16 protein-coding genes are annotated in these 12,475 nt (G+C 64.3%); 9 read left to right on the forward strand and 7 right to left on the reverse strand.

Translation table 11 applies throughout. The features are described from left to right. Positions 1–28: 28 nt before the first annotated feature. From ACOIX3_RS25860 to ACOIX3_RS25880, 5 genes are all read left to right on the forward strand, one after another. Positions 29–814 (forward strand): acyltransferase, encoded by a 786-nt coding sequence (locus ACOIX3_RS25860; protein WP_420964848.1) that lies wholly within the window; start codon positions 29–31, stop codon positions 812–814. Between the two features lie 267 nt (positions 815–1,081). Further along, positions 1,082–1,699, forward strand: coding sequence for a 30S ribosomal protein S4 (gene rpsD, locus ACOIX3_RS25865; RefSeq protein WP_092115295.1), 618 nt, complete (start codon positions 1,082–1,084; stop codon positions 1,697–1,699). A 132-nt stretch (positions 1,700–1,831) separates the two neighbouring features. Then, positions 1,832–2,059: a hypothetical protein gene (locus ACOIX3_RS25870; RefSeq protein WP_212309964.1), complete on the forward strand. Its 228-nt coding sequence runs from the start codon at positions 1,832–1,834 to the stop codon at positions 2,057–2,059. Further along, entirely contained in the window at positions 2,056–2,334 is a 279-nt protein-coding gene (locus ACOIX3_RS25875) for a type II toxin-antitoxin system RelE/ParE family toxin (protein WP_420964849.1), read from the forward strand. Before ACOIX3_RS25870 ends, ACOIX3_RS25875 begins: the two co-directional genes overlap by 4 nt. Positions 2,335–2,374: 40 nt before the next feature. Next, entirely contained in the window at positions 2,375–3,442 is a 1,068-nt protein-coding gene (locus ACOIX3_RS25880; RefSeq protein WP_420964850.1) for a threonine aldolase family protein, read from the forward strand. 116 nt (positions 3,443–3,558) lie between these two features. Here the strand turns inward: ACOIX3_RS25880 and ACOIX3_RS25885 are convergent, their stop codons facing one another. Genes ACOIX3_RS25885 through grxD form a run of 4 tightly spaced genes read right to left on the reverse strand, consistent with a single transcriptional unit; the run spans position 3,559 to position 7,039 of the window. After that, positions 3,559–4,821 carry a serine hydrolase domain-containing protein gene (locus tag ACOIX3_RS25885; protein WP_420964851.1) on the reverse strand — a complete coding sequence of 421 codons (1,263 nt, stop codon included), beginning with the start codon at positions 4,819–4,821 and terminating at the stop codon, positions 3,559–3,561. Between the two features lies 1 nt (position 4,822). After that, positions 4,823–6,109, reverse strand: coding sequence for a serine hydrolase domain-containing protein (locus ACOIX3_RS25890; RefSeq protein ID WP_420964852.1), 1,287 nt, complete (start codon positions 6,107–6,109; stop codon positions 4,823–4,825). A 49-nt stretch (positions 6,110–6,158) separates the two neighbouring features. Beyond that, entirely contained in the window at positions 6,159–6,704 is a 546-nt protein-coding gene (locus ACOIX3_RS25895) for an O-acetyl-ADP-ribose deacetylase (RefSeq protein ID WP_420964853.1), read from the reverse strand. Positions 6,705–6,706: 2 nt separating this feature from the next. Further along, positions 6,707–7,039: a Grx4 family monothiol glutaredoxin gene (gene grxD / locus ACOIX3_RS25900; RefSeq protein ID WP_028336765.1), complete on the reverse strand. Its 333-nt coding sequence runs from the start codon at positions 7,037–7,039 to the stop codon at positions 6,707–6,709. A 292-nt stretch (positions 7,040–7,331) separates the two neighbouring features. On the opposite strand from grxD, the gene egtB reads away from it, so the two are divergent. From egtB to ACOIX3_RS25915, 3 genes are read left to right on the forward strand one after another with little or no spacing between them, the layout of a single operon-like run. Then, complete coding sequence (gene egtB / locus ACOIX3_RS25905; RefSeq protein WP_420964854.1) at positions 7,332–8,585, forward strand: ergothioneine biosynthesis protein EgtB; 1,254 nt, start codon at positions 7,332–7,334, stop codon at positions 8,583–8,585. 53 nt (positions 8,586–8,638) lie between these two features. After that, complete coding sequence (gene egtD / locus ACOIX3_RS25910; protein WP_420964855.1) at positions 8,639–9,607, forward strand: L-histidine N(alpha)-methyltransferase; 969 nt, start codon at positions 8,639–8,641, stop codon at positions 9,605–9,607. A gap of 23 nt (positions 9,608–9,630) precedes the next feature. Then, complete coding sequence (locus ACOIX3_RS25915) at positions 9,631–10,026, forward strand: DUF4345 domain-containing protein (protein WP_420964856.1); 396 nt, start codon at positions 9,631–9,633, stop codon at positions 10,024–10,026. A gap of 9 nt (positions 10,027–10,035) precedes the next feature. On the opposite strand, the gene ACOIX3_RS25920 is transcribed toward ACOIX3_RS25915, so the two are convergent. Then, the gene (locus tag ACOIX3_RS25920; protein ID WP_420964857.1) at positions 10,036–11,217 is read right to left on the reverse strand and encodes a low temperature requirement protein A; all 1,182 of its coding nucleotides are present in this window, start codon (positions 11,215–11,217) and stop codon (positions 10,036–10,038) included. 30 nt (positions 11,218–11,247) lie between these two features. Beyond that, complete coding sequence (locus ACOIX3_RS25925; RefSeq protein ID WP_021077843.1) at positions 11,248–11,484, reverse strand: BolA family protein; 237 nt, start codon at positions 11,482–11,484, stop codon at positions 11,248–11,250. A 198-nt stretch (positions 11,485–11,682) separates the two neighbouring features. Between ACOIX3_RS25925 and ACOIX3_RS25930 the strand changes: the two genes are divergently transcribed. Beyond that, complete coding sequence (locus ACOIX3_RS25930) at positions 11,683–12,042, forward strand: DUF427 domain-containing protein (protein ID WP_420964858.1); 360 nt, start codon at positions 11,683–11,685, stop codon at positions 12,040–12,042. 125 nt (positions 12,043–12,167) lie between these two features. Here the strand turns inward: ACOIX3_RS25930 and ACOIX3_RS25935 are convergent, their stop codons facing one another. Then, a complete protein-coding gene (locus ACOIX3_RS25935) occupies positions 12,168–12,341 on the reverse strand; it encodes a DUF1328 domain-containing protein (protein ID WP_074128140.1) in 174 nt (57 codons plus the stop codon). Positions 12,342–12,475 lie beyond the last annotated feature (134 nt).

The raw sequence follows: 12,475 nt of genomic DNA on the forward strand, positions 1-12,475 counted from the left end.
CCTGATTGCAGGGATACGAACCAAACAGATGCGCGGTAAATTTCGTCGGATTTCATTGCCGCGCCGTCTCGTCGCCGATCTGATGTACGCGTCGGCCGGCGTGCCGTTCGTCTCCCTGACGCGCTCGCTGAACGTCCGTGCGGTGGTCGAGGCCCGCGCGCGCGCCGCGCAGGCGCCGGGCTGGGCTGCCATCTTCGTCAAGGCGTTCGCGCTGGTCGCCAAAACCGAGCCGACACTGCGCACGCTGCACGTCAAATGGCCCTGGCCCTGTCTCTACGAGCTGCCGTGCAGCGTCGGCATGGTGGCCATTGCGCGCGTTGAGAAGGGCGAGGAATGCGTGCTGTTCGAACGCGTCCGGGGCGCCGACGAGATGGCACTTGGCGATGTCGACGCGCTGATCCGGCGCGCCAAGACCGCGCCGCTCCACGAAATCCCCTCCTTCCGCAAGATACTCTGTGTAACGCGCCTGCCGTTTCCGCTGCGCCGCCTGGCATGGGCGATCGGGATGAATTTCGGCCGGCAGCGCGCCAATTTCTGCGGCAGCTTCGGCGTCACCTCGGTCGCGGCCTATGGCCCGGGCGAATTGCACGCGCTGAGCCCCGGGCCATTCGTGCTGAGCTATGGCGTGATCAAGCCGGACCACACGATCGATGTGGTGCTGCGCTGGGACCATCTGGTCTGCGACGCCGCCCTGATCGCCAAAACCCTGACCCGGCTCGAGCAGGTGCTCAGCTGCGAGATCGCCACGGAAATGGGCGCGACCCGGCCGCAAGCGGACGCCCGGCCGGTCCGGGTCGCCGGAACCCGGCTTTGAGCGGCGAAAGGGACCGATTTTGACGCCGATTCGGGCCAAATCGGCCCGCGTTTTGTTTGACAGAGCCGGACTTTCTCCTTAAGACCACCTTGCTCGCGGGCCGGTTTCGGCCCGCGATGCGTTTCGCGACCCGTGGTTCTCCCCGAGCTTTCGAGGCGGACCTGTCGGTACGGGCCTTTTGGCCGGTACACAGGAGGGCGCGTCTCCTCAAACCTGAAACTGACAAAACGCCGGGCGCTTCGTGCGACGGCTATCAAAGAGGACGCGATGACAAAGCGCAGTGAGGCGAAGTACAAGATCGATCGCCGCATGGGCCAGAATATCTGGGGCCGCCCGAAGAGCCCCGTGAATCGCCGCGAATACGGCCCCGGCCAGCACGGCCAGCGCCGCAAGGGCAAGCTCTCCGACTTCGGCGTGCAGCTCCGCGCCAAGCAGAAGCTGAAGGGCTACTACGCCAACATTTCCGAGCGCCAGTTCCACGGCATCTATGTCGAGGCCAGCCGCCTGAAGGGCGACACCGGCGAGAACCTGATCGGCCTGCTCGAGCGCCGTCTCGACACCGTGGTCTATCGCGCCAAGTTCGTCGCCACGATGTTCGCCGCGCGCCAGTTCATCAACCACGGCCATGTCAAGGTGAACGGCCGCAAGGTCAACATCGGCAGCTACAAGCTGAAGGTCGGCGACACCATCGAGGTCAAGGAAGCCTCCAAGCAGCTCACCCCGGTGCTGGAAGCCGCCCAGCTGCCCGAGCGCGACCTGCCCGACTTCCTCGAAGTCGATCATGGCAAGATGACCGCGAAGTTCGTCCGCATCCCGGCGCTCGGCGACGTGCCGTTCCCGGTGCAGATGGAGCCGCATCTGATCGTCGAATTCTATTCGCGCTGATCACGGCACGCATGCGAGATCCGAAAGGCCCCGGTTTTGCCGGGGCCTTTTTGTTTGGGCGTGAGGCGACTATTATACCGGGGCTTGCATGCGCACGACTTGGCAGATCGCTGCCCACAGAGGTTCTTGCCGATGACCCGGTTACTCGAACAGGCGTTCGACACAGTCTCAAATTTGCCTGACACGGAGCAGGACGAGCTCGCGCGCATCATGCTGCAGCTCGCCGGCGTCGACCAACCGCCGCTCCAGCTGACTCCGGAGGAGGACGCCGATCTGGCCGAGGCCGACGCCGAGATTGCGCGCGGCGAATTGGCAACGGCCGAGGAAGTTCGTGCGATGTGGACCAAGCACGGGCTGTGAACGTCCGCTACACGCAACGCGCACTTGTTCAGATTGATCGAGCGCTGTCCTATGTCGAGGCACGATCGCCTCAAGGGGCAATCCACATTCGCGACCGCATCCTGGACCTTGTCGCGCTGCTGCAGGAACAACCCCGCGCGGGGCGCGCGACAAGCCGTCCAGGCGTCCGCCGGACGCCTGCCACGCCATATCCTTACCTGATCGACTATCGCGTGACGCCGACCGAGATTATCATTATGCGGTTTCGTCACGCTGCACGGAGACCAATACGCTAGCAGCGAATCCGCCCACCCAGCGCGGAGCGATGAGGAAAGCATGCACTACACCCCTGCCCGGCCCGATCCCAAAGCGCCCGCCGTCCGCATCAACCTGTTGTCGGACACGCAGACGAAACCGACGCCCGGGATGCGCGAGGCGATAGCAAAGGCGGAGGTCGGCGACGAGCAGGTCGGTGACGATCCGACCACCAATGAGCTCAACGCCCGCGTCGCCGATCTGCTCGGCAAGGAAGCCGCCGTCTTCATGCCGTCGGGCACGATGTGCAACGTCGCGGCGACGCTGGCCTATTGCCGCCCCGGCGACGAGATCCTGGCGCACGCGACCGCGCATATCATCGCCCGCGAGGGCGGCGCGCATGCCGCGCTCGGCGGCTTCCAGATCACGCAGCTGCCGGGCGATGACGGCCAGTTCACGCCTGACACCTTCCGCGCCGCGCTGCATCCGCGCACCCGCTATCAGCCGCCGCAGGTGCTGGTCAGCGTCGAGCAGACCGCCAATATCGGCGGCGGCACGATCTGGAAGAAGGCGGCGCTGGATGAGGTCGTGCGCATCGCCAAGGAGCATGGGCTTGTGACCCACATGGACGGCGCGCGCCTCCTGAACGCGACCGTCGCCTCAGGCATCTCGCCGCGCGACATGACGGCGGGCTGGGATTCCGCCTGGATCGATTTCTCCAAAGGCCTCGGCGCGCCGATCGGCGGCGTGATCGCCGGCACCCGCGGATTCATCGACGACGTCTGGCGCTGGAAGCAGCGGCTCGGCGGCTCGATGCGGCAGTCCGGCGTCTGTGCCGCCGCCTGCATCTACGCGCTCGATCACCATGTCGACCGGCTCGCCGACGACCACGCCAATGCGCGGGCGCTGGCGCGCGGGCTGGCGCAGATCAACGGCATCGCGGTGCAGGCGCCTGAGACCAACCTCGTGTTCTTCAGGCCCGACGGCGCCGGCGTGTCAGGCGACAAGATGGTCGCCGAGCTGCGCAAGCGCGGGGTCACGCTCGCGATGATGGACGGCCGGATCAGGGCCTGCACGCATCTCGACGTCACGGCCGCGATGATCGAGGAAGCGATCGGGCACGTCAGGGACATCGTGCGCGGGGCGTAGTATCCCACCCGTCATTGCGAGCGAAGCGAAGCAATCCATCTGTCCGCGTACGCGGAGCGATGGATTGCTTCGTCGCTATCGCTCCTCGCAATGACGAGTGACAGCCTTGTCTCAAATCACCGCCCCATCGCCCGGTAGATCAGCGTCTTCAGCTCCTGCTGGATCCGGCCGCGCTGTGACGGCGTCTGCACCATGAAGATCCCGAACAGATCGTCGGCGGGGTCGATGAAGAAGAACGTGCCGCCGACGCCGTCCCAGCGATATTCGCCGAGCGGCCAGGACGTGTTTTCCGGCACCGAGGTGCGGACCGCGAAACCGAGGCCGAAGCCGGAGTTCGGCCCCGGATAATAGTTCTTGTCGCGCACGACACCGGTTTCGGGACCGATGTGATCGGACGCCATCAGCGCGATGGTTTCCGGTCTCAGAAAGCGCTTCCCCCCATAGCTGCCGCCGTTCAACAGCATCTGCGAGAAGCGCGCATAGTCGCCGACGGTGCCGACCATGCCGCCGCCGCCGGACTCCCAGCGCAGCGGCTTGCGCGGATCGCGAACCTCGGCCACGGGACTGATGACGCGATCCTTCGGCATCGGCTCGGCGATCAGCGGCCATTTCGCCCGGTCGGCAACATAGAATGCGGTCTCGTTCATCCCGAGCGGACCGAGCAGCCGCTCCTTCTCGACCTGAAACAGGGATTTCCCAGTGATCACCTCGATGATGCGGCCGAGTACGTCGGTGGAATGGCCGTAATCCCATTGCGTGCCGGGTTGCTCGGCGAGCGGCAGCGCTGCGAGCCGCGCAGTGAATTCGGCATTGTCGGGATCGTTGTCGAACAGGCCGGCGTCGGCGTAGGTCTTGTTCACGACGCCGCCGCCGTAATAGCCGTAGGGCAGTCCTGCCGTATGGCGCATCAGGTCTTCGATCGTCACCGGACGCTTGAGCGGCTCCAGCGTCATCGTCGCCTTGCCCTCATCGCCGCGCTTTTCGACGCCGACCTTCATGTCGGCAAAGGCCGGTATGTATTTCGACACGGGATCGCTGAGCGCAAGCCTGCCCTCCTCCACCAGCATCATCGCGATGACTGACGTGATCGGCTTCGACATCGAATACAGACGGAAGATGGTATCGGCGCTCATCGAGAATTCGGTTGCGACGTCGCGAACCCCGAAATTCTGGTAGTAGACCGGCTTGCCGTGCTGCTGCAGCAGCAGGATCGCGCCGGGGATCTTCCCGGTCGCGACCTCGTTCCTGACATAGTCGGAGACCTTGGCGAGGCCTTCCGCCGAGAAGCTGTGCGCCACCGGCCCCGCCGAGCCGGCCTGCGCCGCCGTAGCAACGGACGCGAGCACGAGTGCCGCGACGAACGCGCGGCACCCGCGCATATCAGTTCTCCATGGCTTCATAGACGAGCTGCTTCAACGTCCGCTGGATGCGCTGACGCTCGGTCGGCGTCTGCTCCAGGAGGATGAAGAAGAAGTCCTGCTTGCGGTCGATGATGTAATAGCAGCCGCTGGCGCCATCCCATTTCAGTTCACCGAGATCGCCGGGCGGCGGCGGCTTGGCATTGCCCGGATCGGTGCGCACCGCGATGCCGAGCCCGAAGCCGAAGCCGTCGCCGGGGAAATAGAACACGTCGCGCGCAACGCCGGAGGCTGGGCCGACACGATCGGTCGTCAATTCCTTGAACGTCTCGGGCTTCAGGATGGTCTTGCCGTCGAGGGTGCCGCCGTTGAGCAGCATCTGGGCGAAGCGCGAATAATCCGCCATGGTCGAGACCATGCCGCCGCTGGCGGACTCCCATTTCTTGACCTTGGTCGGATCGTTGATCCGGCCGACGCGGAAGTCGCTGTCGTTCGGCATCGGCTCGGCCATCAGCTTCTGCTTCTCGGGATCGGTCACGAAGAAGCCGGTGTCCTTCATGCCGAGCGGGTCAAGCAGCTTCTTGCGTTCGATCGTCGAGAATTTCTCGCCGGTGGCCACCTCCATCACGCGGGCCAGCACGTCGGTGGAATGGCCGTATTGCCAGAGCGCGCCGGGCTGGTTGTGCAGCGGCAGTTTGGCGATCCGCTCGGCGAATTCGGCGAGATCGAAATCTCCGCCGTAGATATTGGCGTCCTTGTAGGCCTTGCGGACCAGGCTATCACCATAGAACCCGTAGGTGATGCCGGACGTGTGCGTCATCAGATCGAGGATCGTCATCGGGCGCTGTGGCGGCACCAGTTCGAGCGTCTTGGTGCCGTCCTCGGCCTTCTTCTCGACGCCGACCTTCACATTGGCAAAGGACGGGATGTATTTCGAGACGGGATCATCGAGCTTGTACTTGCCCTCCTCCAGAAGCTGCATCGAGACCACGGCGGTGATCGACTTGGACATCGAGGCCAGGCGGAAGATGGTCTGGTCTGATATCGGCGCCTTGCTGACCACGTCCTGCACGCCGAAGGCCTCGCGATACACCGGCTTGCCGTGCTGCTGGATCAGGACGATGGCGCCGGGAATTTTTCCGGTCGCGACCTCGTTCTTGAAGAACTCGCTGATCTTGGCGAGCTTGTCGGGGTTGAAATGCGCGCCCGCCGGAATCTCGTAGGTGCCCTCGGTGTGTGCGTACGCCAACGATGCCGCCAGCAACACCGCGGCGGCTGCGGCGGCGCGCGTCAAACGAAATGAATGCATTTGAACTATCCCTCCCCGGAAATCACGAGGAAGTGTAGCGGCGGTATCATCAAGCACAAGGGCTCCCAAAGGCGGCCAAAGCGGCCTCGTGCAATTCGGCGCTAGGGGCGGAGAAGCAGCAGAAGATCACGTGCTCGACACTGGGGGCAGTGGCCAGCGTGTCGACGACGGTCCTTACGGCGACCTGGGCCGCGCGATCCGCGGGGAAACGATAGATGCCAGTCGAGATTGCGGGGAAAGCGACCGAGGCAAGGCCGTGCTTTTCGCAGAGCTCCAGCGAGCGGCGATAGCAAGATGCAAGCAGACTGTCCTCGTCGAGCTTGCCGCCATTCCACACCGGGCCGACCGTATGGATGACGTGCCTGGCAGGCAGCCGATACCCTTTGGTGATCTTGGCCTGGCCAGTCTGGCAACCGTGAAGCATACGGCATTCGGCGACCAGATCCGGTCCCGCCGCGCGGTGGATCGCGCCGTCGACGCCGCCGCCGCCAAGCAGCGACGAATTGGCCGCGTTGACGATGGCGTCAACGCGCAGGGTCGTGATGTCGGTAACGATGACTTCGAGCCGCGCCTTGCCGATCTGGCGCGCCGTCAAGGTCAGGCAGCCACGTCGACCGGGATGCCCTTGTCGGCAAACAGCTGCTGCAATTCACCGGCCTGGAACATCTCGCGGATGATGTCGCAACCGCCGACGAACTCGCCCTTCACATAGAGCTGCGGAATCGTCGGCCAGTTCGAATAGACCTTGATGCCGTCGCGCAGCTCGGCCGATTCGAGAACGTTGAGGCCCTTGTAGCCGACACCGATGTGGTCGAGGATTTGCACGACCTGACCGGAAAACCCGCACTGCGGGAATTGCGGCGTGCCCTTCATGAACAGCACGACGTCGTTCGACTTCACTTCGTTGTCGATGAATTGCTCGATGCTCATTTTCGCTTCCTTCGGGGGCGGCGCTCTCAAGCCTTGTGGGCCGGCCCACCCTTCTAACCCGTGACTGGCTATATATGTAGCTCAAACCATTGTGCATCCAAAGCAAAATGGCGGAAATCTGGCATGCGGCGGGGGCCGGACGGCACCGCAAAAAGGGCCGGGATTATCTGACGGGCCCAATATCATCATGGGGGAGGCTTTTTTCCCGTAACGGAGCCCCTATCTAGGACGAACTGTCCGTCTGGAACCAGATTACCGAAGCAACGTTCTCCCCTTGAATCGGAGACCATCGTTGACGAAACCAGCCTCTGCCGCGGCCGCCATTCCCGGCACCTCCCCGTCACTGTCCTCCGAATCCGGCTCGCTCGCGCAGCGGCTGGTGGACGCCTATCGCGCGGTCCGCGACGAGACCGAGCGCCGGGTCGCGCCGCTGTCGGCGGAAGACCAGCTGATCCAGTCGATGCCAGATGCGAGCCCCGCCAAGTGGCACCGTGCCCATACGACCTGGTTCTTCGAGCAGTTTCTGCTCGGGGAGCACGTCAAGGGCTACACGCCCTTCCATCCCGACTACGCCTATCTGTTCAATTCGTATTACGTCAGCGCCGGTCCCCGGCACGCCCGCCACCAGCGCGGCCATCTGACCCGCCCGACATCAGACGAAGTCACCGCCTATCGCCGCCATGTCGACGCCGAGGTGGTGAAATTCTTCCAGACCGCCCCGACAGAACAGCTCGCGGCGCTGGTGCCGCTGGTCGAGGTCGGCCTCAATCACGAGCAGCAGCATCAGGAGCTGATGTACACCGACATCCTGCATGCCTTCGCGCAGAACCCGATCCCGCCGGCCTACGATCCGACGTGGCGCTTCCCTGCATCGCAGCGCGGGCCCGAGGAATGGGTAACGCTCAACGAGGGCATTCACAGCGTCGGCCACGCCGACGACAGCTTCCATTTCGACAATGAGAAGCCCGCGCATCGTGCGCTGGTCGGCCCTGTGAAGCTCGCCAAGAACCTGGTCACCAATGCCGACTGGCTCGCCTTCATCAAGGACGGCGGCTACTCCACCGCCACGCTGTGGCTGATGGACGGCTTCGGCACTGTGACCAACGAGGGCTGGCAGGCGCCGGGCCATTGGCGCGAGGTCGACGGCGAATGGAAGATCATGACGCTCGGCGGTCTGCAGCCGATCGATCCGCAGGCTCCGGTTTGCCATGTCAGCTACTACGAAGCCGACGCCTTCGCCCGCTGGGCCGGCAAGCATCTGCCGACCGAGATGGAGTGGGAGGTCGCGGCGCGCGCCGGCCTGCTCAACGACGCCCACGGCATCGTCTGGCAATGGACCCGCAGCGCCTATTCGCCCTACCCGGGCTACCGCGCGATCGAAGGCGCGCTCGGCGAATACAACGGCAAGTTCATGGTCAACCAGCTCGTGCTGCGCGGCTCGTCGCTGGCGACGCCGGCCGGTCACAGCCGTGTCACCTACCGTAACTTCTTCTATCCGCACCATCGCTGGCAATTCACGGGGTTACGCCTCGCCGACTATGCCTGATTGAGTCCTGTCGACATCGATGACGCGTCGGTAAGCGCGTTCGGGAGAGTATCATGAATGTGCATGCCGCCGCTTTGGCCAAAGCGTATCCGTTCGACGAAGCGACCTCGGCGTTTGCCGGCGATGTGATGGGCGATCTCGCCCGTCACCCGAAACGGCTGTCGCCGAAATATTTCTACGACGCCACCGGCTCGGAGCTGTTCGAGCAGATCACGGTGCTGCCGGAATATTATCCGACGCGCACCGAGCTCGGCATCCTGCGCGACCGCGGCAGCGAGATCGCCGCGATCATTCCGAACGGCGCAGCGCTGGTCGAGTTCGGCGCCGGCGCGACCACCAAGGTGCGCCTCTTGCTCGAGACTAGCGAATTCGCAGCCTACGTGCCGGTCGATATTTCCGGCGATTTCCTCAAGGCCCAGGCCGACGGGCTGCGCCGGGATTTCCCCGGTCTTGGCATCTATCCGGTCGCGGCCGATTTCACCACGCCGTTCGTGCTGCCCGAGGCGGTCTCCGACATGCCGAAGGTCGGCTTCTTCCCGGGCTCGACGCTCGGCAATTTCGAGCCAAGCGAGGCCTTGGCCTTCCTGCGCAGCGCCCGCAAGATCCTCGGCCATGGCGCGCAGATGATCATCGGCGTCGACCTCGAGAAGGACGAGCGCGTGCTGTACGATGCCTATAACGACGCGGCCGGCGTCACCGCCCGCTTCAACCTCAATGTGCTGGTTCGCATCAACCGCGAGCTCGGCGGCAATTTCGACCTGTCGGGCTTCACCCATCGCTCGATCTACAACCGCGACCGCCACCGCATCGAGATGCACCTGATCAGCCGCAAGGCGCAGACCGTGCGCATCCTCGGCAACACCTTCGCGTTCCGTCCCGGCGAGAGCATCCACACCGAGAACAGCTACAAATACTCGCTCGAGCGATTCACCGCGCTCGCTCGCAGCGCGGGCTGGACGGTGCGCGACAGCTGGACCGACGCCAACACCATGTTCTCGGTGCACGCGTTGGTCGCGGACTAGCATCCCAGCCAAGGGGACGTGACATGGGCCGGCGTGCGCTGCAGATCGCAACAGTGCTGCTCGCCCTAGTCCCGATCCTGACCGGCATCATCACCATGCTCGGCGTGAGCGATCCGCTGTACGCCTCGTCGGGCGTTCCGGCGCTGCCGGTGCTCGACAGCAATCTGCGTTTCTTCGGCGGGGTCTGGCTCGGTCTCGGCCTCGCTCTGCTCTGGCTGGTGCCGCGGATCGAAAGCGAGAGCGTGCTGTTCCGCGTGGTCTGGGGCGGCATCTTCCTCGGCGGCATCGGCCGGCTGCTGTCGATGGTGATGGTTGGCCTGCCGCCGCTGCCCTTCGTGGGCTTCACCGCGCTCGAGGTGATCGGCGCCCCACTGTTCGTCTGGTGGCAGCACCGCGTGGCCACGGCCGGTCGCAGGTAGCGACCCGCGCTATTCTTCCTCCCCGCTCGACCGCAGCGAGATCGATTCCCACGCCGCGACCACGATCATGATCGCGGTGGTGACCATCGAAAGCACCAGCGGCGACATCTCGCGAGCAAAATAGGCCGTGATCGCCAGTGCCACGATGCCGACGCCATGCGAGAGCTGCAGGAAATTGCGGATCACATATTTGAACAGGATGGTCCCGACCAGGAACAGCGCCGGGCCGCCGACCGAGCTCACGATCGTCTTCAGATCAGATTGGCCGCTCGGATGCTTCAGCACCAGTTCGTCGGCGACTGCGGTGAGGATGATGCCGCCGACGATCGGCATGTGCAGATAGGTGTAGGCGATCCGCGCCACGCGGCCGGATTCCTCTGACCTGGAGATCATGTCCGCACCGGCCTCGGCGCCCTTGTGGAAATAGATCCACCACATCGCGATGCTGCCGACCAGCGCCGAGATGAACGCGGCGACATTCTCCGGCGTCCAGGTCAGCTCGGCAAAGGTCGCGCCGTCGACCACGATCGCCTCGCCGAGCGCAATGATGATGAACCCTGCACAGCGCTCGGCCATGTGGCCGCCCTCGACCGACCAGGCCTCCATCGAGGAAAAGCCGAGCCCAGGGGTCCAGAACCGCAGAGCCGGCGCGACGTACTCGATGACCAGCGCCGCGATCCAGAGCCACATCCGCGTCTCGTGCTCGGCAAAGCCGCCGAGAATCCAGAGCACGGCCGAGCAGGACAGCCAGGTCAGGATACGGATCGCGTTGTGGCGCACCGCGGTTCGCTGCCGCGGCGTCGCCAGCAGCCAGAATGCGGTGCGGCCGACCTGCATCGCTGCGTAGGTCCCGGCAAACCACAGCCCGCGGCCCTCGAAGGCGGTCGGTATCGAGGTCGACAGCAACAGCCCGCCCAGCATCAGGACGAACAGCAGCAGGCGGACCGGCGTCAGGTCGGGATCGAGCCAGTTGGTGACCCAGGTGGTGTAGACCCACACCCACCACACTGCGAGGAACAGCACCGTGACCTGCACCGCGCCGAGCGGGGTGAAGTGGTGCAGCAGCGTGTGCGACAGCTGCGTGACGGCGAACACGAAGACGAGGTCAAAGAACAGCTCGGCATTGGTGACGCGGCTGTGCTGGTTCGGCACGATGACGCGAAACATCGCGCCGCGCGGATTGTCTGCCATCGCTTGGGGCCCCCGCCCGGTTGCCGGGGACTAGCCTTCCGGCACGCCGGTCTGCAAGGCCAGCGCGTGCAGCACGCCGCCCATCTGGCCCTTCAGCGACTGGTAGACGATCTGGTGCTGCTGCACGCGGGACTTGCCGCGGAATGACTCGGAAACGACAGTGGCCGCGTAGTGGTCGCCGTCGCCGGCCAGATCACGGATCGTCACCTCGGCATCAGGGATCGCTGCCTTGATCATCGATTCGATATCACGGGCGTCCATCGGCATCCCAGTCCACCTCCGTCAGGTCATTCGAATCAGGGCCGATTCGGCCAGGAAAACTAAGAAGAAACCTAAGCTAAAACCTGGCGCTTGAGGTCTTCTAGGTCATTCCGGGGCACACTATATTCCCATTCCCAGCGATTTAAACCTGCATCAATCGGTCACAAGCCATCACGCCGAAATGACCAGAAGAGGCGCAGAATCATGAAGCTCCCCGGCCCCGACCATCCGATCACGATCACGCCCAATGCCAAGCGCGTCCGCATCACCGCCGACGGCGTCGTCATCGCCGAGACCACCCATGCGCTGACCTTGAAGGAAGCGAGCTATCCGGCCGTGCAATACGTCCCACGGCAGGACGCCAACATGGAGCTGTTGACCCGCACCGAGCGGACCACGCATTGCCCCTATAAGGGGGATGCGAACTATTTCAGCATCAAGGCCAACGGCAAGACGCTGGACAATGCGATCTGGACCTATGAAGAGCCCTTTCCGGCCATGACCGAGATCGCCGGCCACCTCGCCTTCTATCCGGACAAGGTGAAGATCGAGGAAGTCGCCTAGACCATCGCGCCTGCCGCGACCGCCGGGCCTCGCCCGGCGGTTTTGGCTCGTGCCACGCAGGCTGAAAACGGAAATGCCCGGGCGAGGCCCGGGCATGACGACGGGAGTGTTCGGCCGGATCGCCGCTAGACCCTGAATATCGTGAGCCCAAGGATCAGCAGCACCAGGAAGATCACGACGAACACGTAGAAGAGGAAGCGCGCAATGTCGGCGGAGGCGGCGGAAATGCCGGTGAAGCCGAGCAGGCCCGCGATGATCGAGACGACAAGAAAGATCAGCGCCCATTTCAGCAGTGTCATTGCTCGCTCCACAAACCGCGCGCTCAGCGCGTCCGCCCGACAACGCCCGCCACCCACCCCGGTTCCAGAACGAAACAGATCCACCGAAATGACCGACCTCGACACCACGGAATCGGGACGATTGGGCCTTGCTG

The organism is Bradyrhizobium sp. B120, from assembly GCF_049075665.1.
Classification (GTDB): domain Bacteria; phylum Pseudomonadota; class Alphaproteobacteria; order Rhizobiales; family Xanthobacteraceae; genus Bradyrhizobium.

Excerpts from the sequence above, each read along its gene's own strand:
- ACOIX3_RS25860 (WP_420964848.1), top strand. The coding sequence starts at position 29 with ATGCGCGGTAAATTTCGTCGGATTTCATTGCCGCGCCGTCTCGTCGCC.
- rpsD (WP_092115295.1), top strand. The coding sequence starts at position 1,082 with ATGACAAAGCGCAGTGAGGCGAAGTACAAGATCGATCGCCGCATGGGC.
- ACOIX3_RS25870 (WP_212309964.1), top strand. The coding sequence starts at position 1,832 with ATGACCCGGTTACTCGAACAGGCGTTCGACACAGTCTCAAATTTGCCT.
- ACOIX3_RS25880 (WP_420964850.1), top strand. The coding sequence starts at position 2,375 with ATGCACTACACCCCTGCCCGGCCCGATCCCAAAGCGCCCGCCGTCCGC.
- ACOIX3_RS25885 (WP_420964851.1), bottom strand. The coding sequence starts at position 4,821 with ATGCGCGGGTGCCGCGCGTTCGTCGCGGCACTCGTGCTCGCGTCCGTT.
- ACOIX3_RS25890 (WP_420964852.1), bottom strand. The coding sequence starts at position 6,109 with ATGCATTCATTTCGTTTGACGCGCGCCGCCGCAGCCGCCGCGGTGTTG.
- grxD (WP_028336765.1), bottom strand. The coding sequence starts at position 7,039 with ATGAGCATCGAGCAATTCATCGACAACGAAGTGAAGTCGAACGACGTC.
- egtD (WP_420964855.1), top strand. The coding sequence starts at position 8,639 with ATGAATGTGCATGCCGCCGCTTTGGCCAAAGCGTATCCGTTCGACGAA.
- ACOIX3_RS25915 (WP_420964856.1), top strand. The coding sequence starts at position 9,631 with ATGGGCCGGCGTGCGCTGCAGATCGCAACAGTGCTGCTCGCCCTAGTC.
- ACOIX3_RS25920 (WP_420964857.1), bottom strand. The coding sequence starts at position 11,217 with ATGGCAGACAATCCGCGCGGCGCGATGTTTCGCGTCATCGTGCCGAAC.
- ACOIX3_RS25925 (WP_021077843.1), bottom strand. The coding sequence starts at position 11,484 with ATGCCGATGGACGCCCGTGATATCGAATCGATGATCAAGGCAGCGATC.
- ACOIX3_RS25930 (WP_420964858.1), top strand. The coding sequence starts at position 11,683 with ATGAAGCTCCCCGGCCCCGACCATCCGATCACGATCACGCCCAATGCC.
- ACOIX3_RS25935 (WP_074128140.1), bottom strand. The coding sequence starts at position 12,341 with ATGACACTGCTGAAATGGGCGCTGATCTTTCTTGTCGTCTCGATCATC.